A 23097-nucleotide genomic window follows, 5' to 3' on the forward strand; every position below is an offset into this window, starting at 1 on the left:
ATTTTTATAGGGGAGTATCAGAACTCCCCTACAAACTGTTATTTGCAGTTATCTATACTCATTTGGAATTTCGATATGAAGTGTCTCACACAATAACTTCACATCATGTGCATCATTTTCATCAAACTCGTATCCCAGATGGAACATTACTTGACTATATGGTTCAATACAGGAAACCTCTATTTCCTCAATTCTTCCTTTACCCGAAAAAGTTTCTACCGGAAAACAATCCCCATCATAAAGAATTTCACCTTCGTCCGTATATTCAAAACAATGCAAATCAATAATTCTGTTTTTCAAATCTTCCCATACAGTATGGTTCAATGTTGTATATTCCATCTTAATCTCATAAAAGCCATTAGCTTTCATTATTTCTATAAAGTTCTGATAATCGTTCTTTTCTACAAAAATGTCAATATCATTATGGGCTCTTGACTGATATCCAAGAAGAGCATCTACACCCCAGCCACCATCAAGAAAGACTTTAATCTCCGCATCTATTGCAAATTGAAGAATCTGTTTTACATCTGTTATATTGACCATCTTATCATCTCCACAAATTCTAATTAGGCGACCAGAGGAACTGCTGGTCTGTTTGATAAATCTCTGCATTTAGCAGTTTTCAATGTTGCCAAAACGAAAGTTAAGAAGATGTTCCTTTTCTCCATGTCGCTTTCTTTGGCGTAATTTACAAGGTTATTCCACACAAGATAGTTGTTCAGATACTTGGTAGAAACACCGTTAAAGCCACGCATAAACCTCTTTAGCTGGCTATGGTAGCTATTGATATGTTGGATATTATAAATGCCTTTCTTGGCTTTGCCAGTCTTTAACTGCACAAGGTCAATGCCATTGGCATTTGTAAATCTCACATAGGAGTTCATCTTGTCCGTAACAAGAGTGGAATTGGTCTTAATCCTACCATCATAAATATGATGTAAATCTCTTGTAGAAACTCTACCAGTATTCGTAATCTTGGAGATAGACAAGCCATTCCTATTAACCGCACAAGGAACACATACCTTTTCTTGGGACAAGCCTCTGATATGTGTAGAATGACCACGCTTATGAGCCTTGCGTGGCATAGCAAATGTCTTACTCTTGCTATGATTGCCCTTGTACGAGATGGCGAAAAAAGTTTCGTCAGCCTCAATAATGCCGTCAAGGGTAACATCGTCTGCCATATTCTGAAGTGCATCCAAAATCTTGTGTCTCCAAAGGAATGCGGTGTTTCTGTGAATCCCACAAGCAACAGCAGTCTTACGAATGGATAAGCCATTCATCATACAATCAATGTACTGCTCCCACACGGACAAGTCTTTTCTTGTACCAGACACAATGGAGTTCGTAGCAATCACGAAGGACTTGCCACAATCCTTACATACATATCGCTGTGTGCCATCTTTACGATGACCATTGCGAACCACATGGATACAGCCACAAAGAGGGCATACACGACCATTTGCAAAGCGTTCCTTTGCTACGAAATCTTCAATATTCAAAGACTTTACAAAGGCAGGACTTAAAAGCATTGTTTTAAGGCTTTCCTGCTCTGCGACAGTCAACTTACCGATAATATCTAATGCGTCTTTGATAGTAGGCATATCCAATTACCTCCTTCGGTGGTACTGTTTCTTACTATTATTATACGCTATTTCTCGTCAAAATCAACCATTTGTTGTGACAGAGCCTTTTCATATACCGTTTATCCCGCAAAAAATGAACTTCTAATTCGGCATACGGTCGATTTTATGGGGTATTCGGTCAGCATTTCGTTATAATCAACACGGTTTTATTTCTTATGGTTTATCTATCAGCGCAAGACGATGTCAGATGGAGGTCTGAATGTACAAGCGCACTAAGATTGTATGCACCATGGGTCCCGCCTGCGATAGCGACGAGACCATCCGCGAGATGATCAAGGCGGGCATGAACGTCGCCCGTTTTAACTTCTCGCACGGCTCCTACGACGAGCACCACGGTCGCATCGAGCGCGTCCGCCGTATTTCCAAGGAGCTCGGTCTGCCCGTCGGCATCCTGCTCGACACCAAGGGCCCCGAGGTCCGCACCGGCCTTCTGGTCGACGGCAAGAAGGTTGCCGTCAAGACCGGCGATAAGATCGTCGTCACCGCTCAGCCTACGTCCGAGGATTTCCACGGCACCGCTGAGCACATCTCCCTCGACTACCTGGCTCTGCCCTCCGAGGTCGAGAAGGGCTCCCTCATCCTGATCGATGACGGCCTGGTTGCCCTCGAGGTCGAGTCCGTCGACGGCCAGGACATGACCTGCGTCGTCAAGAATGACGGCCTGATCGGCGAGCGCAAGGGCGTCAACATGCCCAACGTCAACATCTCGCTGCCCGCCATCACCGAGCGCGATCGTCAGGACATCCTCTTTGGCCTGACCGAGAACATCGACTACATCGCCGCTTCCTTCATCCGTGACGGCGAGTCCGTCCGTGGCATCCGCAAGCTTTGCCGCGAGAACGGCGGCGAGCACGTGACGATCTTCCCGAAGATCGAGTGCGCCCTGGGCGTCGAGAACTTCGACGAGATCCTCGAGGCTTCCGACGGCATCATGGTCGCCCGTGGCGACCTGGGCATCGAGATCAAGCCCGAGCTCGTTCCCCACATCCAGAAGGAGATCATCGCCAAGTGCAACGCGGCCTACAAGCCCGTCATCACTGCTACGCAGATGCTCGACTCCATGCAGCAGAACCCGCGCCCGACGCGCGCCGAGGTTGCCGACGTTGCTAACGCCATCTACGACGGCACCGACGCCGTTATGCTCTCTGGCGAGTCCGCTGCCGGTAAGTACCCGGTCGAGGCCGTCAAGATGCAGGCCAGCATTGCTCTCGAGACCGAGAAGTACCTCCCGGCCCACGCTCCGCTCGAGGTTCCGGCCGATGCTCACGGCACCCGCGTCGTCAACAACGTTGTGGGTATGTCCGCTGTGAACATGGCTACCACCGTTGGCGCCAAGTGCATCACCGTGCCGACGACCACCGGTCGTACCGCTCGCCTGATCTCGCACTTCCGTCCCAACATGCCGATCTGCGCGTTCTCCCGCCACGAGTGGGCCGTCCAGCAGATGATCATGTACTGGGGCGTTATCCCGCATCAGGCCGAGATTACCCAGGGCACCGTCAACGGCACGATCGTCAAGGCGATCGAGACCGCTAAGGAGCTCGGCTACGTCGAGGCTGGCGATTTGACCGTCGCTACCGCCGGCGATCCCCGCATGAGCGTCCAGCTCGAGGACAAGGTCTCCTCGACCAACGTCGCTTACGTCGCTCAGGTGCGTTAAGTCGTACTTGCAAGCATGTTTGCATTGCAAAGGGCCCGGAAGGCATTGCCTTCCGGGCCCTTTTTAGACCTTCTTCGTATGCCGCATCATCGATTTGTGTTCAGTCGCAAGCCTCTCCGATGCCGAGCGCACCACCGAAGACGCCCTGCGACGGGAGCCGTTGGTCAATTGGAATGAACTGTTCACCGTTAAGCCGGCCGGCTAGCAGCTAGCGATCAGGGGGACTGCGGGAACGTCAGAAGCAGCGACGCGAGCCGCAAATCCCGCCTCGGTCAGCTCGATGACCTCGGTAAACGTTGCATCGAAAAACTCCTCGGTTAGCAGGCGATACGGCGGATGATCGGGCTCGCCGGGGTTTTCGCGTACAATCTCGTGCATGACGCCGATAGTCTTGAGCACATATTCTTTATGGATGGGATACTGCCCAAAACGCGTCGCAGCGGTATAGAGGCGATCGGTCGCACGCGGAATGGAAACGATGCCCAGCGTCTTGCCAAACCAGTCAAAATCGCCCTGCTTTTTAATGCGGAATTCCTCGCACGGCTTGCCGCCGCGTGCTTCCAGATACTGGTTCACACGCGTGTTCCATACCGTGTCGGCCACCAGATGCGACCAGACGCCCAGCGTTAAATCGAGCAGCGACTGCGCCACATCTTCGGACGCAAGCGAGAACTCACAGGCGCCGGGACCGACAACCGGCTCGGCATCCCTGTAGCGCTGAGGATAGTGCACGCGGTTCAGTCGCTCGCGCTCCTCGACAATCGAGGTAGCCTCAGCAGGTTCGCCCGCGGGTGCGCCTTTAAGCAGCGGCGCCACATAGGTATCCCAGAACTCGTGCTCGCGCGGCTTAGGGATAGGCTCGGGCTTTGCAAAGTGCGTAATGCGATACGGAATGGGATCGGCGATGCCAGGGACCATATAGCCCACGAAGATATCCGGAACCACGCAGCCAAACAAAAAGGCATTACGGTCGCGCACGCTATCGGCAAGCACGCTAGCACGTGCCAGCAAGCGCTCCGTTTGAGCGATATGAATGTTCCAACTTGGCATAGCCACCCCCATAAAACCTGGTTAACTATACCATCACGGCAGAGTCGCACAGGCGGCCATACATACCCTACGCAGCAACTATTCCGCAGCACCGCTTTCGGTTCCATACGACGGCACGGGCGCCTCGACCACATGGTGATATCGATCGATATAGATGGCACGGGCCTCCAGGCGGCGCACCAAATCTTGATGGTGCGTACTCATCAAAACCGTCTTACCGGCAGCAACGTAGGCCAGCAAAAAGTTGACTACGATGTCGCACGAGTCCTCATCGAGCCCGTTGGTGGGCTCATCGAGCACTAGGATATCGGGGTTCATCGACACCACCGCAGCCAGCGCAACGCGCTTCTTTTGCCCGCCCGAAAGCTGATAGGGCGAGGCATCGACCAGATCGGCAACCTGGAACAGCTCCATGGCATCGCGGACGCGGCGCTCGAGCTCGTCTGTCGGCAGCCCCATCTGCGCGGGGCCAAAAGCAACTTCCTCGCCCACCGTAGCGCAGAACAGCTGGGCGTCGGCATTCTGGAACACAAAGCCCACGCGCTGATGAAAACGCTGAGCGGCTGCGGAATCCTTGAGATATGCCGCATCGATCACGTGCCCGTCAAACAGGTACGCACCCGCGTCCGCTAGTTCAAGACCGTTGATAAGGCGCATAATCGTCGTCTTACCGCAGCCGTTGGGACCGAGTAGGGCAACGAGTTCACCACGATCGACCTGCAGCGACACGCCATCGACAACCGTATGCCCCGCATAGGAGAACACTACGTCGCGAAACTCGATGAGCAGCGTGGCCTCGGCGCTTGCAGCACCGCTCGCGCCCATCGCGCCATTTGTATCATTTGCCAAAACGTCGCCCTTCCCTATTCACATCGACGGCTCGGCCGTCCGCACTACAGCACCGCGCACAACACGGCGAGCAGAACCACAACGGCCGCGTAAACGACATCGCGCCAGCCAAACACGGCGCGTGCGGGCGCCGGATACGCACAGGCAAAGCCGCGGCAAAGCATAGCCTCATCCATCGCACGGCTGTATTCCATCGCCTTGATAAAGGTCATGCCCATGATACCCGCGATCGAATCGGTGCGCGAAAAACCCGCAGGCGCACGCCCCACGCTGCGCAGCATGACCGACTCGCACAGATCGTGCGCCGTGCGACCCAGCACCTCGATGTGCTTGAGCGCCATATCAAACGTAAAGATAACCTCGTCGGGTAGATGCAGCATCTTGAGCGCCGCCGACATGCGGCTCCAGGTGAGCGTCCACGAAACACCCAGCACCAACGACACATTAATGAAGGTCTTGAGCGCGATCTTGAGCATGGCACCCGTGGCAGACGCGCCCAGCAGCAGGGCAGGCAGCGCCAGAACCACCGCGAGCCCCGCAGCGCCAAGCACCGGCACAAAGGTTGCCCGCAGCCCGCGTACGGGGCGCACGGCAACGAGCACCAGCGCAACAGCCGCCATCAACATGAGGTACAGCGGGCTCTGCGTCAGGCACACGCACAGGACGCAAACGAACATCCCCACCAGGCGCACCGGGGCCGAAACGGAAGAAAGGGCGCGGTCGACCATCGACCCGCCCTCGTGCGCGCCTCCACCCAAGCGAACCCGTTCAAGCAGGCTCGCCAGGTGCAGGACATTCTTTTGCATCACACGATGCCGAGCCCCCACGGGCTCATATCGCTCCTCAGCCGCAAGCCAGCTAGGCAGCTCGGCTATTGCCATGAGCACCGCTTTCCTTGACCGTCAGCGAGACCAAGCGGAATGCGATAGTGAGCACCGCCACGCCAATCACGCCCGAAAGAATATACATCGCGGCCTGGCCGGCAAAGCCAAGGCCCTGCTCCTCGGAATAGGCCTGCAGATAATCGCCCGTGGGCAGGGCATCGGCAAAGGTCGGGGTATCGAGGCCGACCGAAGCCTGCAGACTGTCGTCACCAGCCTCCTGAACGGCGGTCGCGGCGCCCTCGGCGTCCCACTCACCCCAGGCGTCACCGGTGGCAAGCAAGCCGAGCGGCGTAGCCACGACAAGCACGGCGACCAGAATGAGCGTGGGGATCAGGGAAGTCTTCTTGGCGGTACCATCGGCGGCAAGCTGGCCTTCGGCGGCCTCGGGGCCGACGATAATGCCCGGCGCCGTCTTCTTGATAAAGCCGTAGATCGCGGCCGTCGCCACGCCCTCGACCACACCGGCAACCAGCATATGCGGGACCAACATGGCAGGAATAGCCACGGACAGCGGGAAGGGGCAGTACAGCGGGGCGCCCGAAGCGTTGGTAAAGAGCATCGGCTGAATACCAAACTCGATTGCCGCGCACAGGGCCGCCAGGCACAGGCCGACCCAACCGCTCACGATGGCAGAAACCGAGGTGCCCCAGCTCTTGTCGTGCAGACGGCTGTTGAGCGCACGGAACACGATAGCAGCGGTAAACGGCAGCACAAAGGCCATGTTAAAGCAGTTGGCGCCAAAGGACAGAACGCCGCCGTCACCAAACAGCAGTGCCTGCAGCGCCAGTGCGACCGAGACCGCGATGGCAGCGGCCTCGGGACCCAGCAGCAGTGCGATGAGCGCGCCGCCAACGGCATGGCCAGTGGTACCGCCGGGCAGCGGCACGTTGAACATCATGAGCAAGAAGGAGAATGCGGCGCAGATGCCCAGGAACGCCATATGCTCGCGATCGAGCGTGGCGCGCACCTTTTTGATGCAGTGAACCCATACGGGCACCATCGCCACCGCCATAACGGCATCGGTCTGCGGGGACAGATAATTATCGGGAATATGCATGAGCCCTCTCAATCAGAACGTTGTGTGTTACGTTTCCAACAATCCGTAACACCGACTCTGCATACTAACAAAAAGGCGCACCGCCCACAACGCAGCACGCCCTTGCAATACGTACGTTATTAGCCCAGGTCCACGCACCGCCCAATAAAGGGCCCATGCACTCCCAACTTTCCGGTCACCCGGAAGAAGGTGCGATCCGCTCGCAACAAGGTTAACGCAGGAACCCGCCCCCGAGAGGGGTTTTCTAAGGCAACATCCCGCAGCCGCGAAGTGGCGAGGACGTTGCCGTGAAAACCCCGCAGGGGGCGGGTTCCGAACAGCAAAGATTACGAGCGGACTTCGCCGTTTACGCCCTTGCACACCTTGGTGACGATCTTCTGGTGCGCCTTCTCGACCTCTTCGCTAGTAAGCGTGTGGTCGTCCGAGCGATACGTGAGCGCAAAGGCCATGGACTTCTTGCCCTTGCCGATACGAACCGGATCGCGGTAGACATCGAACAGGCGCACGCCCTCGAGCAGCTTGCCGCCGGAGCTGGTAATACGGCGCTCAAGATCCTCGCAGGTCACGGCATTGTCGACCACAATGGCAAGGTCGTGCTCAACGGCCGGGTACTGCGAGAACTCGCGGTAGTTCTCCTGGTTGCGGGCGCCCTTGATCAGCTTGTCCAGGTCAAGCTCAAAGGCAACGACAACCTCGTCGATGCCGCAGGCCTCGCGCGCCTCGGGGTGGATCTCGCCGACCCAACCCAGCACGGTGCCGCCGGACAGAACCTCGGCCGCACGACCCGGCTGCAAAAAGGCATAGCCCTCGCCCTCGACGGGACGGAAGCGAACCTTCTCGATGCGCAGCTGGGCGAGCAGCTCCTCGACGATACCCTTGCCAAAGAAGAAACGCAGTTTACGGTACTTCATGTTCCAAGACTGCTCGCTCCACTGGCCCGAGAGCACACCCGCGACGGACTTGGTCTCCTTGGGCAGGCTGGCGTTCTCGCGACCGTGGAACAGGCTGCCGACCTCGTACAGGTGCACGTTGGGCGTACCGTGCGCCTCGTTGTAGGCCACGGACTGCAGCAGGCCCGGCAGCAGCGAACGACGCATCTCGGTCTGCTCGGCCACCAGCGGGTTCATGAGCACCACGGGGCAGCCGCGACCCTCGGTGGGCATGCCGATCTTCTCCAGGTCGCCCGGGGCGGCAAAGCCAAAGGTCGTGGTCTCGTTGAGGCCGCAGGCGCGCAGGATCTCGCCGACCTTGCGGGTGAGCTTCTGCTCGCGGGTCAGGCCGCCGATGTGGTTCTTGGCAGCCGGGATGGTCGCCGTCACACGGCCCATGCCCCATAGGCGCAGGACCTCCTCGATCAGGTCAATCTCGCGCGGCAGGTCGGGACGGAAGCTCGGCGGGGTAACCATAAAGTCCTCGCCGTCGCGCTCGACGGTGCAGCCCAGACGGGTAAGCGAACGCTCGATAAAATCGGGCTCGATGTCGGCACCGCAGATGGCATGCACGCGGGCCAGGCGCAGCTTGATGCTGTCGATGGTCTTGGGCGCGGGGAAAACATCGACATAGCCGGGAGCAACCTCGCCGCCGGCGATCTCCTCGATGAGCGCGCAGGTAACGTTGGCGACATCCACGCAGCCAGTCTCGTCAACCTGGCGCTCAAAGCGAATGGAGGCGTCGGAGATCAGCGACAGATCGCGGCTGGTGTGCGAGGTGCGACCGGCGTTGAAGCAAGCGCTCTCGACCATCACGTCGACGGTGTCGTCCTCGATCTCGGAATCCATGCCGCCCATAACGCCGGCCAACGCCACGGGGCGCTCGCCGTCGGTGATAAGGCCCATGCCGGCGTCGAGCACGCGCTCTTCGCCATCGAGCGTCGTGAATTTCTCATCCTGCTGGGCGGCGCGAACCACCACGCGACGGTGGCCATCGCGCTCGGCAAAGGTGTCCAGGTCAAAGGCGTGCAGCGGCTGACCGGTGAGCATCATCACGTAGTTGGTGATGTCGACGATGTTGTTGTGCGGACGCACGCCCAGGGCGTTAAGGCGCTTGACCATCCAGTCGGGCGACGGGCCGACCTTCACGTTGCGCACGATGCGGGCGACATAGCGGTCGCACAGGCCCTCGTCGGCAATCTCGACGGAAAGCTCGTCGTCGGTCGCGCGGCCAGTCTCCGCCTTGATGGCGGGCAGCTCCACGTGGAAATCGCGGTCGAAAATGGCACCGGTCTCGCGGGCCATGCCGATCATGGACAGGCAATCGGGACGGTTGGGCGTGATCTCGCAGTCGAGCACAGTATCACTCGAGCCCACGTACTCGGCAAACGGCATACCGCAGGGCGTGTCCTCGGGCAGAATCATGATGCCGGAGTGGTCGCCACCCAGGCCGAGCTCGCGCGCAGAGCAGTTCATGCCCATGGACACGACGCCGCGAAGCTTGCTCTTCTTGATCTTGACGTCGCCGGGCAGGACAGCGCCGATCATGGCCGTGACGATGTGGTCGCCGGCCTCGAAGTTCTGCGCGCCGCAGACGATCTGCAGCGGAGCGGGATTGCCGTCGGCATCGAGGTTCTTGTCGCCCACATCGACCGAGCACACATACATGTGGTCGCTATCGGGGTGCGGGGTCTTGGTGAGCACCTTGGCGGTCACCACGTGGTCGAAGGACTCGCCCACGGTGTCGATCGCCTCGACCTCGGTGCCGGTACGGATATATTCGTCCGAAAGGGTCTTGGGATCCTCCGGAATATCGATCATGGTCTTGAGCCAGTCGTAAGAAACACGCATCTAGCTCTCCTTTCATACTGAAAGCCTGCGAAGAGATGCAGGTGGAAACTTCAACTTTGTGAACATTCCTTACAAAGCGAGGGTTGTCCAAGTGCGGCAGATCGGCCCGAAAGAGGAGTGCCGCGTACTTTGGTACGCAAGCGACGAATGAGCGCCGAGGTCCGTGCTTGGGCAAGCCGCAGCCTAGAACTGATTCAAGAAACGCATATCGCCTGTCATGAGCGTTCTGAGGTCCGGCAGGTCGTAGCGCAGGGCCGCGACGCGCTCGGCGCCAATGCCAAAGGCGAAGCCGGTGTACTTCTCGGGGTCGATGCCGCAGTTGATGAGCACGTTGGGGTCGACCATGCCACAGCCCAGGATCTCGATCCAGCCGCTGTGCTTGCAGAAGTTGCAGCCCTTGCCGCCGCACACGTGGCAGCTCACGTCCACCTCGCAGCTGGGCTCGGTGAAGGGGAAGAAGTGCGGGCGGTAGCGCGTCTTGCGGTCCTCGCCAAACATGCACTTAACAAAGTAGTCGAGCGTGCCCTTAAGATCGCCAAAGGTGATGCCCTCGTCGACGACCAGGCCCTCGATCTGGTTGAACTGCGGCAGGTGGCAGGCGTCGGCCGTGTCGGGACGGTAGACGGTGCCCGGGCAGATCATGTAGATGGGCGGCTTTTGCGACTCCATGGTGTGGATCTGCACGCCCGAGGTCTGGGTGCGCAGCAGCACGTCGGACTCGCCGTGGGCGTGAGCCTCGGGGTGCGCGACGCTGCCGGGGTTGTTGTCGACCACGTAGAAGGTATCGCGGGCCGAGCGGCTCGGGTGATCCATGGGGGCGTTGAGCGCAGTGAAGTTGTAGTAGGAAGTGTCGACCATGGGGCCGGACTCGACGGTGTAGCCGATGCCGCAGAAGATGTCCTCGGCCTCCTCGATGATCTGCTTGATCAGGTGCTGGTGACCGATCTGAGGACGGATGCCCGGCAGCGTGATGTCGACGGCCTCGTGCTCGAGTGCGTGCTTGAGGGCGGCGGCCTTCATCTCGGTGGTGCGCTCGTCGAGCATGCCCTCGATCAGCTGGCGCATCTCGTTGGCGCGCTTGCCCATGACGGGACGATCCTCGGGGGCGAGCTTGCCCATCATGCGCATCAGGCCGGTGATACGACCCTTGCGGCCGAGCAGCGCGACGCGCGCGGCCTCAAGCTTCTCGGCGTCGTCGGCGCCTGCGACGAGCTCCTTGGCCTCTTCCTCGAGTTTGACCAGATCATCAATCAGACTCATGTCTTCCCTTTCGTCTCTCGCGCATCCGCTTGCCGGGGCGGCTGGCACCGCCCGATGCTTACGAATGTGCGGCCCGGTTCGGTAACAAAAAACCGTCCTCGGGCATGTGCATTGCCCAAGGACGGTTGAATTCCGCGGTACCACCTTGTTTGACCCGGCGGATGTCTGGCCCGCCGCGCCCACTCTTTGCCCCTTTTCGCGAGGCTCACGGCTTCCCTACTGGGGCTTTGCCGCCGCGTGGCCGCGCGCCCGTTGAGGTTGCTGCTCGGGAGTGAACGCTTGGCCCTTGCCACCGCAGGAAGGCTTGCAGCCCATGACCTTCCCTCTCTTGCCGGCGACGCGGCGGGCAAAACCCTCTCCGTCAACGCATTGGGCTATAGGATAACACATTCTGCGTGTGCATCGCCGCGTTCCGTTTTGTTCGCACTGGGTACAAGGCAGGTAGCTGTGCAAACTGGCCGCACGCCCACCCGTGGCGCTCGACCTGCGAGATCAAGGATATAGGTATGGGAAAGAAACTCGATAAGAAGGCCAAGGCGGGCAAGAGCATCAAGAAGCTCCGCAAGCTCGAAGGCAAGCTGTGGACTCGCGAGTACCTGCTCAAGATTGCCGAGTTCGATGGAGCGACGATTGCTCCTGCCAACGGCGCATCAGCGCGTGCCGACGCCATGGGCACGCTTGCCGGCGAGCATCACAAGCTGCTGACCAGCGAGAAGTCCGTTGAGCTCGTACGCTCGTTAGCGCGCGAGACCGTCGCCGGCGGCAAAATCGACGACCCTCAGCTGCTCGACGAGATCCGTGTGCTCGGCCGCGATCAACGTGAGGCCAGTGCCATCCCCACCGAAGAAGCCGAGGCCTGGACCAGGCTCACCTGCGAGGCGGACGCCGTGTGGCACAAGGCCAAGGCAGCCAACGACTGGGCGAGCTTTGAGACCTATGTGGATAGAATCGTCGCCCAACTTAAGCATCAGGCCGAGCTCATGGACCCCAAGCGCGATCCATACGACGTTTGGCTCGACCAGTACGAGCGCGGCCTTTCCGCCAAGAGCTTCGACGCGTTTTGCGACGAGGTCAAGGCCACGGTCGTGCCGCTCGTGCACGCCATCGGCGAGCGCGGCCAGCAGCCGGCTGCCGACTTTTTGCACGCCCACGTGCCCGAGGCTGCCCAGCGCGCCATGAGCTTCGACCTTATGAAGCTTGTCGGCCTGGACCTGGACGACACCGCGCTTGCCTTTACCGAGCATCCGTTTAGCGAGGGCTTTGCCGTGGGCGATGCGCGCATCGCGACGCACATCTACGAGGACGACTGCATCTCCAACGTCTACAGCATCATCCACGAGGCGGGGCACACCATGTACGAGCTGGGCGTCAATCCCGCCTATGCGCGCACGTGCCTGGAGGGCGGCACCTCCATGGGCATCCACGAGAGCCAGAGCCGCTTTTTCGAGAACACCGTGGGTCGCAGCCGCGCCTTTATGGGCCCGCTGCTCGAGGTGCTGCGTCGTCACGCGCCCGAGGTCTACGGCGACGTCGACGAAGACACGCTCTACCGCGCCGTGAACATCGCGCAGCCGTCGTTGATCCGCACCGAGGCCGACGAGCTCACCTATCCGCTGCATATTATGGTGCGCTACCAGATCGAGCGCATGCTGTTTGCCGGCGAGGCTACGGCCAAGGACATCCCCGCGCTTTGGAATCGCTTTATGGACGAGTACCTGGGCATTCCAGTTCCCGACGACACGCACGGCTGCCTGCAGGATACGCATTGGAGCGGCGGTTCGTTTGGCTACTTCCCCACATATGCGCTGGGTAGCGCCTACGATGCCATGTTTGTGCCGGCCATGTGCCGCGACGGCGTCGACCTTACCGGTGCCTGCGCGAGCGGCGACTTGGCACCCGTCCGCGCGTGGCTGGGCGAGCACATTTGGCAGTGGGGCCGCGCCAAGGACGCGCCGGAACTCATCAAGGGTGCCTGCGGCATGGATTTTGACGCCCGCTACTACTGCAGCTACCTGCAGGACAAGTTCACCACGCTGTACGAGCTGTAAGGATTGACCAGCACGCCATCGCCAACGCCAACCATGTTGACGCCAATGTCTTGGCAACGTCAGCGAAAACGACCCTAAGCGAGCAAGGTGACGTGAAATGAAAGGGCGCTGACCTTCTGGTCGCGCCCTTGAAATTGAACGTCAGATTGCCGCTTAGGGGCGTTTGCAGCGTCGAGCAGTTACGCGGTTTGGTAAAGCCGCGTAACTACAGAGCCTCGAGTGCGTTGGCGATGCGCTTCATGGCGGCATCGGCGGATGCTTGGTCGGGCGCCTCGGCCAGCACGCGGATAACCGACTCGGTTCCGCTCTTGCGCACGAGCACGCGGCCCTCGCCTGCCAGCGCAGCCTCGGCCTCGGCGATGGCGTTCTGCACGCCCATGTTCTCGAGCGCGGCGTCCTTGTCCGCCACGCGCACGGCCACCCGCGCCTGCGGTAGCAGCTTGCACGGAGCCGTGAGCTGCGAGAGCGTCTCGCGCTCGGCGCGGATCACTTCCATCACGCGCAGCGAGGTCATAATGCCGTCGCCCGTGCGCTCGATATCGCCAAAGATCGTATGGCCCGTCTGCTCGCCGCCTAGGCTGTAACCGCCCTCGCGCATCTTGGCATACACGTGACGGTCGCCCACACCGCTGGTCACGGCACTTAGGCCGGCAAGCTCCAACGACTTGATCAGGCCAAAGTTGCCGGCAATCGTCGGAACCACGGTACCGCCCGAAAGGCGACCGTGCTTGTTCAGGTACACGCCGCACACGTACAGGATCTGGTCGCCATCGACCACGCGGCCGCGCTCGTCCACGGCCAGGCAGCGGTCGGCATCGCCGTCATAGGCAAAGCCCACGTCCAGGCCCTGCTCCACCACGTGGCGCTGCAGACGCTCCATATGCGTGGAGCCGCAGTCGACGTTGATGTTAAAACCATCAGGCGCGGCATTGATCACGCGCACGTCGGCGCCCAGCGCGTCGAACACCGGCTTGGCCACCGAGGACGCCGAGCCGTTGGCGCAGTCGATGCCGATCTTGACGCCCTGCAGCGAAAAGTTCGCGCTGGCGATGAGCGAGGCAATGTAGCGGTTGCGGCCCTGCATGTAGTCCACCGTGGCGCCGATGTGGTTGCCCGTGGCCAGTGGCACCTCGCTCTTGCCATCGACGTAGTCCTCGATGAGCTCCAGTACGTCCTCGTCCATCTTAAAACCGTCGCTATTGACGAGCTTAATGCCGTTATCGCAAAACGGGTTGTGGCTCGCGCTGATCATGATGCCGCAATCGAAGCAGCCTTCCACGGTCTGATGCGCTACACCCGGCGTGGGGATCACGTGCAGCATATAGGCGTCCGCACCGCTCGCGACCAGGCCACTCACCAGCGCCGCCTCGAACATATAACTCGAGCGACGCGTGTCCTTACCCACGATGACGCGCGCCTTGCGCTCGCGGTTGGCGCCGTAATACCAGCCCACAAAACGGCCAATCTTATAAGCGTGCTCTACCGTCAGCCCAACGTTAGCCTCACCGCGAAAGCCGTCGGTGCCAAAGTACTTCATGCGCTCTCCTTACAAAATAGAGGCGAACAGATTGCCTGTCCGCCCCAAAATGGTACTCGATTATCTGCGCTACCAGAAAAACCCTACGCCGACGCGCTGTCGCGAGCCGCCTGGCATGTAGGAGTCTGACGCAGCGTAAGCGGCTTGTCCCCCGCCTCGGCTGACGTGGTCAGCGTATATGTGATCGTCGTCGTCTCGCCAGCATGCAGGTCAACGGTGCCCGAATAGAAGGGGATTCCATGCCACGTAGCGGCGCCAAGACCAAACTGGGTGCCCTCGACGGTCAGATCAGTAATGATGCCGCCCGTCGGGGCAAACAACGAGACATTCAGACGCTCGTCGTCGCGCGCGGCATCGGGCGCGCTCGCCGCGACGTAGTCGGGCAGCTTGCCGGCCTCCTCCTGCGTCATGATGTTCGTCAGGGTAACGGTGATGCGATACGAGCATGTGCCGTCACCGTTCTTGATGCCCTGGCCAATCTGCGTATCGGCATTCAGGTACCAGTCGAGCTTGGAGAAGCTCAGGTTGTTAAAGTAGACACCAGCAACGGGATCTTCACTCGGGTCATCCGGATCGGGCAGCGAGGCGTCGATGTTCATCTCCTTGATAGCGTTCTGCTCGTCATCGTTTTTCATCCACGCGATCAGGCGGCCCTCTTCGGCACCGCGCTCAACGGCGCTGACAAGCTTCGTAACATCGACATCGCCGATACCGCCAAGGATCTTGTCGAAGGCAGCGCTGGCGACGGATGCAAAGATGCCGTCCGACTCCTCGACCGGATAGTTCCAGTACACATCGTGCATGAGGACCTTTGCGGCGTTGGTGCCGTCGACAACCGTTCCGTCGGGCAGCGACACGTTACCGACCAGGCCCAGCAGATACTGCAGGAACACCGGGTCGATACCCACGACGCCGTCAACGTCCTGGCCATATTGAGATTTCCACAGGGCTGCGACACGCTGCGAGTTGCGGGGCCAATCAGGCGAATAGGTATTGCCCGAGTTGTACAGGTTACTGTGGTTGCCGAACAGCGCCTCATCCTCTTCGTCGACGCTCTCGACTGCCTCATCCTCGCTGAGTCCAATGCGGGGAACAAACTCGCCAATCGACATCTGGCCGTCGGTGACCGAAATCAGGCCCTGCGAACCGCCAAAGCCGCCGCAGGCACGAATCTCGACGTTGTTCATGGCGTACACAAGGTAGTTGCGCGTCTGGCCGTTGGCGCCGAGCATCTGCGGAAGGACGGGGGCGACCTTCTCCGCCGCGTCAACCGCGCCGTTGAGGGTGGCAAAGCCGTCCTTGGCCTTATCGACCAGCTCGGTCACCTGGGAAATATGAGTATCGCCAATGCCCTGGACCTTCTCGTTGGCGCTCTTGAACACCTTCGAGCTGCTGGAAAGCGAATCGGCGACCGCCTGCAGCGCGGACACGTTAATCATGCCGTCCTGAAACAGCTTGCCGGGCGTGGCCTGCGAAAGGTTATCGGCCATGGGAACCAGCGCATTGCTCGAGACATCGGACAGGGCGTCGATCATGGTGCGGGCCGCATTGATGTCGCTGCCATACACCGGGATAAACGAAGCCGCCGTCCACAGCGGGCTCGAGGTCTCCGCCTTCATGCTGTCGCAAAGCTCATCAATCTTCTTCGCGTCGTCAGGCAGCGTCGAAAAATCGCCCGACGTGACCTTGTCCTTAAGGCCACCGACAATCTCGACGGCCTCCTTCGCTTCACTCTTTACGGTCTTTGCCGAGTTAAGCAGCATAAAGCCGCTTGCGCCAAGCGCAACGAGAAGCACCGCGACTACAGCGGCAATAATGGCGCCGGTGTGACGCTTTTTGCGTTCGCCCTTGCGATGGCGATGACGGACCAGACCGTCAGAGGTCGAACTCGACGAAGCGTCGCTACCGTAGTTCAAGCCAAAATCGTAATAATCTTCCTTGGAACCCGAGCCCGCAAACTCGGCACCGCTATCATCCAGGCGGGCGAACGTGCCAGTCTCGGAGGCACCGGTGTAAATCGTGCCAAGGTTACCCGTAAGCCCCGCGCCACCGGCAGAGGGAGTATTGTTGGCGGCCTTGCCGGCATTAACGTTGCCGGCGGCATTTGCGGCGTTGGCAGCACCTGCGTTGTTCGCAGGTACCGAAGGAGCCCCGCTCGGCTGCGACGCGGAGGTTGCACCGCCCGCAAAGACATTCCCTCTTGCACGGCCGGTCTTTTTTGCCTTTTGAGACTGCTCGTACAGAGCGGTAAACATCGCCGTCTCGCCCGGGGACACGCGCTTACTGGAACCGCCCTGTCCAGCGCCGCCCGGCGTGCCGGCCTTACCAGCCCCGTTCGGACGCGGCGGAACTGCAGGACGGCCGCTATCGCTGCCCTTAAAGTGATTACCAGCCATAAAGAAATCCTCGCAATTGAGTCGCAATGAAAAAATCCATAACATTGCTAGTTTATGGCATTTTGAGCATCGACAGCTAAACTCCAGACACGGACGTCAATTGGCGAAAATGCGGCACAACACCTTTTCTGTCTTGGCGGCGGCGCCAGCTACACCGTGAGGAACATCATCACGATGATCATGGCAAAGCCGATAAGGTCGGTCGGCAAAAACACCGTGCCCAGCATAACGGCGCTGGTGATGGTCGCCGAAACCGGCTCCACAGTTCCGATGAGGCTCGCACGCACCGAGCCGATGTCCTTAACGCCCTGCATATAGAGCATGTAAGCAAAAAACGAGCCGATAACCACGAATACCGCGAGCGCCTCGACGCCGGCAGCGTCGAGTGCCGGCATATGCGCCCAAGGCTGCACGAAGACGCACGAGACCACGCCCGCCGTGAGCATTGCCGAGCCCGTGACGATGGGGCTGCCGTATTCGGGCAGGATCTTGGCGGGAATCACCGCCATACACGTGGCGCTGACCGCACACATAAGGCCTGCGACCAGGCCAAGCGGCGATATGCTCAGACTGGTAGGGTCGCCGCCGGTAGCGATTAAAAAGGTGCCGCCCAGGGCCAACCCAATGCCAACGGCCTCACGCACGCGAGGCATGCGGCGATCGGTCACGCAGGTGTAGCCCATGACGATAACGAGCTGCAGGCACTGGAGCACCGTCGCGGTTCCGGCGTTCGTCAGGCGCACGGCCGAAAGATAGCAAAACTGGTTGAACAGCAGACCAAAGGCGGTAAAGAGCAGCAGCTGCTTGCGATCGGCGGGTGTGGTCCAGAGCTTAATCAGGCGCTCGCGGTCGCGCGTAACAACCACGGCCATAAAGAGTAGACCGGCGAGAATCTGACGCACGCTCATAAGCCACAAGGTGTCGACGTGGTAGGTATCGAACAGAAAGCTCGCGCTGGTGCCCGAGAAGCCCCAAAACGAACCGCCCACCAGCGTAGCCAAGACGCCCGTGATCATCTTGCGCGTCGAAGCGCTGTTCAGGCGCTCGCGCCAAGCGCGGCGGGTGCTACGGCTGAGCTCATCGGTGCCCTCGGGCACATCAATGTTCGATATATCGGTCATCGGCACCGAAGCCCCTGCGCCTTCGACCTGCTCGACACGCTCTTTGCTCATTCCATTCCCTCGAAGCAGCCTGGAAACAATTCGGCTTACCTTACCACGGCGAAGGCACCAGCCGAAGGCTTGTCCGCTTATCGGTAGGACAATTCCGCAGACGTCTTTCCATAGCTCGATACCGCAATGGCCTTGCATTATGCGACAGTCAAATCGCGGCAGCGGGCTCTTTTGAAATGGATATGACAAAGCCCCCGAATTCCACAATGTAAGCGATTTTTAAAAATGTTCTTGCCACCGAGTTCAGGCTCCGTTATATTATCCCTTGCGCGCTTGCGCACCCTTGATCGGGCGTTTAGCTCAGGGGGAGAGCGCTTCCCTGACACGGAAGAGGTCAGAAGTTCAAATCTTCTAACGCCCACCAAATGTTCGCAGCTCAGAGGCTATGTCCTCTGGGCTGTTTTGTTTTATGTCGCCAAATCCACTGGCAGCTCCAACCGTCATCGCAACGTAACACCAATTCACCTGACAAATGGCTGCCAAACAAATTCAATACCCCAACACCAACAATAGCCAGACACAAAACTGCGCCACAAGCTGCTCCAACCGCCCAACTGGCCAAAAGCCGACCATCTACTTACCAATCTATCCATCGGCATAACCAATCAGTCCGCACCGCAACTTCTCAGCAAAACGCCGCGATGTCTGCGCCCTGCGGTATCCTTGAGCCACTTGCACCCGCAGCACCAAGGAGCCGCCATGCGCACCGAGCTCGATGTCCCCTTTTCGCACAAAGAAGAAGCCAAAGCACTGGGCGCCAAATGGGACCGGACCAAGAAGATCTGGTATGTACCCAGCGGCGTCAACCCCGAGCCCTTTGCCGAGTGGCTGCCCGGTGTTGACCGATCCGACCCCTCAGCGCCGTATATATATCTAGTACTGGGCAAGCGCGAGTGCTGGAAGTGTCACAAAGAGACCTCGGTCGCGGCCTTCGGCATTCCCTATCGAACCGATAACGACCAGAGCATCGCCATCGCGCACGCGCCCAACAAGGCCGGGCACATTGCCATCGACACGGCCAACGCCAACGCACTCGCCATCGTGCCCGCTCTTGGCTGCGCGCCGGGCGAGATCCGCGACTACCTTCATAAGCGCTGCGGCTACAAGCCCGTAGGCGCGCGAGCCTTCAAAACCCCGTCGCTCGGCAACACGTGCACCAGTTGCGACGCGCTGCAAGGCAGCCGCTATCTGTTCGAGGAGCCCTCGTCCCCGTTTGCCCTCACTGCCATCAACAAGCTGCCGGCACTGGAGTTTGTGCGCGTCGAAGTTGCCGGCGTCTTTGGCGTCCCGGCCACGCGCACCGACTTTGACCAGGCACTCTTTACTTGGGCACGCGACCATCACGCCGAGTTCCACAAGCAGCTCGGTGAGGGGGTTTATTTATAGGGACAGAGATGCCTTCACAGCCAGCTCCTCCGCATCACCTATCCCTCGTCGCCGGCGTCATACACGATATCGAGGCCACAAACAGGGCATTTCTCCTGATACACCGGCATATGAACGCCTGTCCGTTTTCTCACTTCGTCGCTAAGTCTGTCGCACGCATCGATGAACCGAATGTCGAGGCACGGTATTTGCGAGCCGCAGCAAGGACAGGCGACGACAAACGACCCGCAATCAACTTCTACGCTCGGAAACATTTTGTTGTCTATAAGGGCGCACGGCAGTTTTCCGTACTTCCCCATCGCAATATCGCCTCGCCAGCTCACGCTCGCTCCCCTCTCGCTATACAAATCAGGAAGAGCATGCACCGGCAGGCGTGCGCGAGATTGCATCGCCACGCGATCCGATCAAACAGCACGATCGTAAAAGACCGCCAAAGCCAAATTTCATCGTCGGTCGCACCCTGTCCGGCAAACTCAATATCGACGGGTATGTGCTTCAGATAACTCATGTCGGGCGCAAAACGAGGGTCCGGTCCGCCTTTATGAACAGGACCGTGCAGAACAAACCATCCGTTTTCGGGCTCGAACCGCTCAACAAACGCAAGGCCGAGCACCTTATAGCCCACCTCAGTTGCAAATATGACTCCGACTGGGACGCCACATTCCATGCAGTTGAGCATTTTACGGTTGTAATTCTGGTCTCGAAAACCAACGGTACCCGGCGCTTGAACCGAGTACTTAATGACCCACGTACCATCGTCCAAATAGAGCGGAGGCACATTGTTGATGCTCTCGGTTTGCCGCTGGCGCGCTTGTACCCCGCTACCCCACTCCCCTGTATACTGATGTAGCAAGTGTTTCATCCGGGCTTGTTGGGCCGGATTGTTCATGGGAGGGTCTTATGGCTGCTTCGAATCCGCCTAAGGGGAGCGTTTCTTCTTCGTCCATCAAGCCGGTTACGCGCAAGGCCGTGCGTTGCCAGCGCGAGGTCGCCTGGCTTGTCACGCAGGCGGCGGGCAGGCTTGTGGCGACCACTCAGGACGTCAATGCGCCTACGCCGAGCTTTGTGTTAGCGGCGGCGCTGGATTTTGTGCGCCAATTGGAGCTTGCCGCGCAGGATGCCAGCGGCCACCTCGACTACCAGAATGTTATGGCGCCCGACCTGCAAACGTTCTGTCACATGGCCAAGTTGCCCGCCGCGCCCAATGCGCTTTCGGACGCAGGCTACATGTTTACGCTTTCGGGCGCGGACCTTATCCGCGATATCTACGCATACTGCAGCGAGCTCGCCGAGCGCAGCGTCTTTGGCACGGCTGAAGTCAAACCGGGAAATGTCATCAAGCTGGTTCTCAGGCTGTTCCTGATGGACGGGTTCGGGGCCATGCCGGCGTAAGCCGAGTCTTTAGCATCACCGTCGACTGGGCAACAACCGCTTTACCTTAGTGGGCGCCAATCGAGGGTCGATTATTGGGTCGCCTCGTCCACTAACGCATTTATTCCACGCGCTCTGACAGTCGATATTTGCGGTTGCGGCTTGTCGACGGCGCCGTGGGCTCAAGCTCGCCTTGAGCAATGAGCGCGTTGACGCGCGACCTAACCTGGGAAATTGTAAGCCCCGTGCGTTTTGCCAGCTCACGCGTCCCCAGCTCGCCGTAGTGTTTGAGTGCCGTCACAATTAAGCCTCCGCCATGATCGACCGGCTCGATCTTTGAACGGTAAAGTACGACCTTGAACCGATCGAACCCCGGGCAGAACAGGGGCTCGGCCAGACCATGCGCGCGCATGGCATCGATCATCATCGGGATGCCCGAGCCATTGCCCTCAGCCGGCGAACCTGCGCCATCCGGAAGCGGGACAATCGACATGAGTTTCACGAGCGTCGCGTTACGGCATCGGGAGCTGCCGTCAAACAAGTTCTCTCGAGTCTTTCCCCCGTAAAGGCCGCCAGGATTCGTCACCTCGACACGATCGTCAAAGACGTCGACGGCGATCGATTGCCCACAGAACCGATCCCCGTATTCCCTGTGGATAACCGCGTTGGCGACTGCCTCGCGCAGGACCTCCTCGGGGATCTCCAGCGAGTCGATACGCGAGACGCCTTGGACGGTCGAGATGCGGCGCAGGTTTTTGGCGACAGCTGCGACGGCATCCGAAATCATCTCGCCCAGGGTGCCCTCGCAGACTGTGCGGTCCATAAACCTTAGTGGCCCCGCAGCTCCCTTTTGAGTTCCCACGTGGACAGCCACATCAATGAAGAGCTTGGGATAGAACTGCTGAGGGTAAACGCCCGCGGCAAGGAGGCCGGCCTTGGTAACATTGCCCTGGAAGTCGAGGAAATTCAGACGCTCCATCTTTATCTTCTTGTCCGCCGCACCGCGCATCGCTCGAGGCGTCAGCGAATAGGCACGCTCTATCGTGCGGTCGACCATCGACTCGTCGAGATCGCCCACACTCGTACCGGGCACCGCATCGCGATCGCTAGGACTCGTCCGTTCATATGACGACAGTGCCAAAACCTCGGTCGACGAAAGCGTGACATCTTTGTCATCGATGCGTTTGTAGCTGCCACCTTGAGCGCCCCGCTCCATGACATAGCAAGGCTTGCTCGACGGGTCGAGCTCCTCAATCGTGATGACCAGAACCACGGTGCCCTGGAGCTCCACGCGCTCAATGGTGTATTTGGGCGGATTGGCCAGCTTTCCACGACCGCCGGCATCGCCCATGCCCGCCACGAATTGGTTGAGCACTTTCTCGGTCTCAAAGTTTGTAACTGGGACAAAACCCGCGTGCTCGCTCACTCCGAGTACGATGATGCCGCCGGCGGTGTTTGCGAAAGCGCTGACCGTTTCCCATACGTCGCGGGAAAGTGTCGTGGCGCTCTCCTTGACCTCGACGTTAAGATCGTCCGAGCCCATGCGCCTTAAAGACTCGAGCAGACCGGTCAGTTCGTTTTCGTTCATCTGCACGTCCTTTCGCTCGGTTCTGCGAAGAATGCCGCGGATAGATTTCCCTCGTCTCTCAGTTATCTCTCGTAATTATCTCTCATCTTTCTGTTATCTCTCATATTAGAGATGAGTGAGAGATGAAAGATAAGATGTCTGTCATCTGTTTCATTTAAACATGTTGTTGCTGGTAAAACAATCTATATTGAGACAATACCATGGTTGCCCGTCTCTTTGCAGCATTGTTATCTCTCATATTTATCTCTCATCTATCTGTTATCTCTCGTATTAGAGACGAATGAGATATGAGAGTTGTGCGGGCGGCGGATGAGCGTGGATTATGAACGGTCGGATATCGAGAGTGGATATTTGGACGGTTTTTGGGCTTTTGGCGGCCGATTTCGTCCGAAAATCCACGCTCATTCGGCATG

Annotated in this window: 17 protein-coding genes and 1 tRNA gene; 5 read left to right on the plus strand and 13 right to left on the minus strand. The window is 59.0% G+C overall.

Annotation, left to right across the window (positions count from 1 at the left end; genetic code table 11):
- Positions 1-48: 48 nt before the first annotated feature.
- A complete protein-coding gene (lnu(C), locus tag CHY22_RS05005) occupies positions 49-543 on the minus strand; it encodes a lincosamide nucleotidyltransferase Lnu(C) (protein ID WP_019543803.1) in 495 nt (164 codons plus the stop codon).
- A 23-nt stretch (positions 544-566) separates the two neighbouring features.
- Positions 567-1604, minus strand: coding sequence for an IS1595-like element ISSag10 family transposase (locus CHY22_RS05010; protein ID WP_002837184.1), 1038 nt, complete (start codon positions 1602-1604; stop codon positions 567-569).
- A gap of 241 nt (positions 1605-1845) precedes the next feature.
- Here CHY22_RS05010 and pyk point away from each other — a divergent pair, with 241 nt between their 5' ends.
- Positions 1846-3306 (plus strand): pyruvate kinase, encoded by a 1461-nt coding sequence (pyk, locus tag CHY22_RS05015; protein ID WP_089572705.1) that lies wholly within the window; start codon positions 1846-1848, stop codon positions 3304-3306.
- Between the two features lie 201 nt (positions 3307-3507).
- Here pyk and CHY22_RS05020 read toward each other — a convergent pair whose 3' ends face one another.
- The 6 genes from CHY22_RS05020 to pheS all read right to left on the minus strand — a co-directional run bounded on the left by CHY22_RS05020 (position 3508) and on the right by pheS (position 11186).
- On the minus strand, positions 3508-4356 hold the full coding sequence (locus CHY22_RS05020) for a hypothetical protein (protein ID WP_089572707.1): 849 nt from the start codon (positions 4354-4356) through the stop codon (positions 3508-3510).
- Between the two features lie 78 nt (positions 4357-4434).
- Complete coding sequence (locus tag CHY22_RS05025) at positions 4435-5205, minus strand: ABC transporter ATP-binding protein (protein WP_143759212.1); 771 nt, start codon at positions 5203-5205, stop codon at positions 4435-4437.
- 44 nt (positions 5206-5249) lie between these two features.
- Positions 5250-6086: an energy-coupling factor transporter transmembrane component T gene (locus CHY22_RS05030; RefSeq protein ID WP_089572711.1), complete on the minus strand. Its 837-nt coding sequence runs from the start codon at positions 6084-6086 to the stop codon at positions 5250-5252.
- A complete protein-coding gene (gene cbiM, locus CHY22_RS05035; RefSeq protein ID WP_089572713.1) occupies positions 6064-7146 on the minus strand; it encodes a cobalt transporter CbiM in 1083 nt (360 codons plus the stop codon). Before cbiM ends, CHY22_RS05030 begins: the two co-directional genes overlap by 23 nt.
- A gap of 326 nt (positions 7147-7472) precedes the next feature.
- Entirely contained in the window at positions 7473-9926 is a 2454-nt protein-coding gene (pheT, locus tag CHY22_RS05040; protein ID WP_089572716.1) for a phenylalanine--tRNA ligase subunit beta, read from the minus strand.
- Between the two features lie 183 nt (positions 9927-10109).
- Entirely contained in the window at positions 10110-11186 is a 1077-nt protein-coding gene (gene pheS / locus CHY22_RS05045) for a phenylalanine--tRNA ligase subunit alpha (RefSeq protein ID WP_089572718.1), read from the minus strand.
- 506 nt (positions 11187-11692) lie between these two features.
- Here pheS and CHY22_RS05050 point away from each other — a divergent pair.
- On the plus strand, positions 11693-13234 hold the full coding sequence (locus CHY22_RS05050; protein WP_089572720.1) for a carboxypeptidase M32: 1542 nt from the start codon (positions 11693-11695) through the stop codon (positions 13232-13234).
- A 205-nt stretch (positions 13235-13439) separates the two neighbouring features.
- On the opposite strand, the gene glmM is transcribed toward CHY22_RS05050, so the two are convergent.
- The 3 genes from glmM to CHY22_RS05065 form a co-directional block, all read right to left on the minus strand.
- Complete coding sequence (glmM, locus tag CHY22_RS05055) at positions 13440-14771, minus strand: phosphoglucosamine mutase (RefSeq protein ID WP_089572722.1); 1332 nt, start codon at positions 14769-14771, stop codon at positions 13440-13442.
- Positions 14772-14854: 83 nt separating this feature from the next.
- A complete protein-coding gene (locus CHY22_RS05060) occupies positions 14855-17167 on the minus strand; it encodes a DUF4012 domain-containing protein (RefSeq protein WP_158551167.1) in 2313 nt (770 codons plus the stop codon).
- Between the two features lie 149 nt (positions 17168-17316).
- Complete coding sequence (locus CHY22_RS05065) at positions 17317-18339, minus strand: EamA family transporter (protein WP_187361828.1); 1023 nt, start codon at positions 18337-18339, stop codon at positions 17317-17319.
- Positions 18340-18628: 289 nt separating this feature from the next.
- On the opposite strand from CHY22_RS05065, the gene CHY22_RS05070 reads away from it, so the two are divergent.
- Positions 18629-18703 (plus strand) — tRNA-Val (locus CHY22_RS05070).
- A 335-nt stretch (positions 18704-19038) separates the two neighbouring features.
- Positions 19039-19725, plus strand: a complete 687-nt coding sequence (locus CHY22_RS05075) for a DUF5710 domain-containing protein (protein WP_089572725.1) — start codon at positions 19039-19041, stop codon at positions 19723-19725.
- A gap of 319 nt (positions 19726-20044) precedes the next feature.
- Here the strand turns inward: CHY22_RS05075 and CHY22_RS05085 are convergent, their stop codons facing one another.
- Positions 20045-20614 carry a hypothetical protein gene (locus tag CHY22_RS05085; RefSeq protein WP_089572729.1) on the minus strand — a complete coding sequence of 190 codons (570 nt, stop codon included), beginning with the start codon at positions 20612-20614 and terminating at the stop codon, positions 20045-20047.
- 11 nt (positions 20615-20625) lie between these two features.
- On the opposite strand from CHY22_RS05085, the gene CHY22_RS05090 reads away from it, so the two are divergent.
- The gene (locus tag CHY22_RS05090) at positions 20626-21117 is read left to right on the plus strand and encodes a hypothetical protein (protein WP_089572732.1); all 492 of its coding nucleotides are present in this window, start codon (positions 20626-20628) and stop codon (positions 21115-21117) included.
- 100 nt (positions 21118-21217) lie between these two features.
- Here CHY22_RS05090 and CHY22_RS05095 read toward each other — a convergent pair whose 3' ends face one another.
- A complete protein-coding gene (locus CHY22_RS05095; protein ID WP_089572734.1) occupies positions 21218-22684 on the minus strand; it encodes an ATP-binding protein in 1467 nt (488 codons plus the stop codon).
- Between the last annotated feature and the right edge of the window lie 413 nt (positions 22685-23097).

Source organism: Collinsella sp. TF06-26 (assembly GCF_002232035.1).
Classification (GTDB): domain Bacteria; phylum Actinomycetota; class Coriobacteriia; order Coriobacteriales; family Coriobacteriaceae; genus Collinsella.

Excerpts from the sequence above, each read along its gene's own strand:
- cbiM (WP_089572713.1), bottom strand. The coding sequence starts at position 7,146 with ATGCATATTCCCGATAATTATCTGTCCCCGCAGACCGATGCCGTTATG.
- CHY22_RS05050 (WP_089572720.1), top strand. The coding sequence starts at position 11,693 with ATGGGAAAGAAACTCGATAAGAAGGCCAAGGCGGGCAAGAGCATCAAG.
- CHY22_RS05030 (WP_089572711.1), bottom strand. The coding sequence starts at position 6,086 with ATGGCAATAGCCGAGCTGCCTAGCTGGCTTGCGGCTGAGGAGCGATAT.
- CHY22_RS05020 (WP_089572707.1), bottom strand. The coding sequence starts at position 4,356 with ATGCCAAGTTGGAACATTCATATCGCTCAAACGGAGCGCTTGCTGGCA.
- glmM (WP_089572722.1), bottom strand. The coding sequence starts at position 14,771 with ATGAAGTACTTTGGCACCGACGGCTTTCGCGGTGAGGCTAACGTTGGG.
- CHY22_RS05010 (WP_002837184.1), bottom strand. The coding sequence starts at position 1,604 with ATGCCTACTATCAAAGACGCATTAGATATTATCGGTAAGTTGACTGTC.
- pheS (WP_089572718.1), bottom strand. The coding sequence starts at position 11,186 with ATGAGTCTGATTGATGATCTGGTCAAACTCGAGGAAGAGGCCAAGGAG.
- CHY22_RS05090 (WP_089572732.1), top strand. The coding sequence starts at position 20,626 with ATGGCTGCTTCGAATCCGCCTAAGGGGAGCGTTTCTTCTTCGTCCATC.
- pyk (WP_089572705.1), top strand. The coding sequence starts at position 1,846 with ATGTACAAGCGCACTAAGATTGTATGCACCATGGGTCCCGCCTGCGAT.
- CHY22_RS05085 (WP_089572729.1), bottom strand. The coding sequence starts at position 20,614 with ATGAACAATCCGGCCCAACAAGCCCGGATGAAACACTTGCTACATCAG.
- CHY22_RS05065 (WP_187361828.1), bottom strand. The coding sequence starts at position 18,339 with ATGAGCAAAGAGCGTGTCGAGCAGGTCGAAGGCGCAGGGGCTTCGGTG.
- CHY22_RS05095 (WP_089572734.1), bottom strand. The coding sequence starts at position 22,684 with ATGAACGAAAACGAACTGACCGGTCTGCTCGAGTCTTTAAGGCGCATG.
- CHY22_RS05060 (WP_158551167.1), bottom strand. The coding sequence starts at position 17,167 with ATGGCTGGTAATCACTTTAAGGGCAGCGATAGCGGCCGTCCTGCAGTT.
- CHY22_RS05075 (WP_089572725.1), top strand. The coding sequence starts at position 19,039 with ATGCGCACCGAGCTCGATGTCCCCTTTTCGCACAAAGAAGAAGCCAAA.
- pheT (WP_089572716.1), bottom strand. The coding sequence starts at position 9,926 with ATGCGTGTTTCTTACGACTGGCTCAAGACCATGATCGATATTCCGGAG.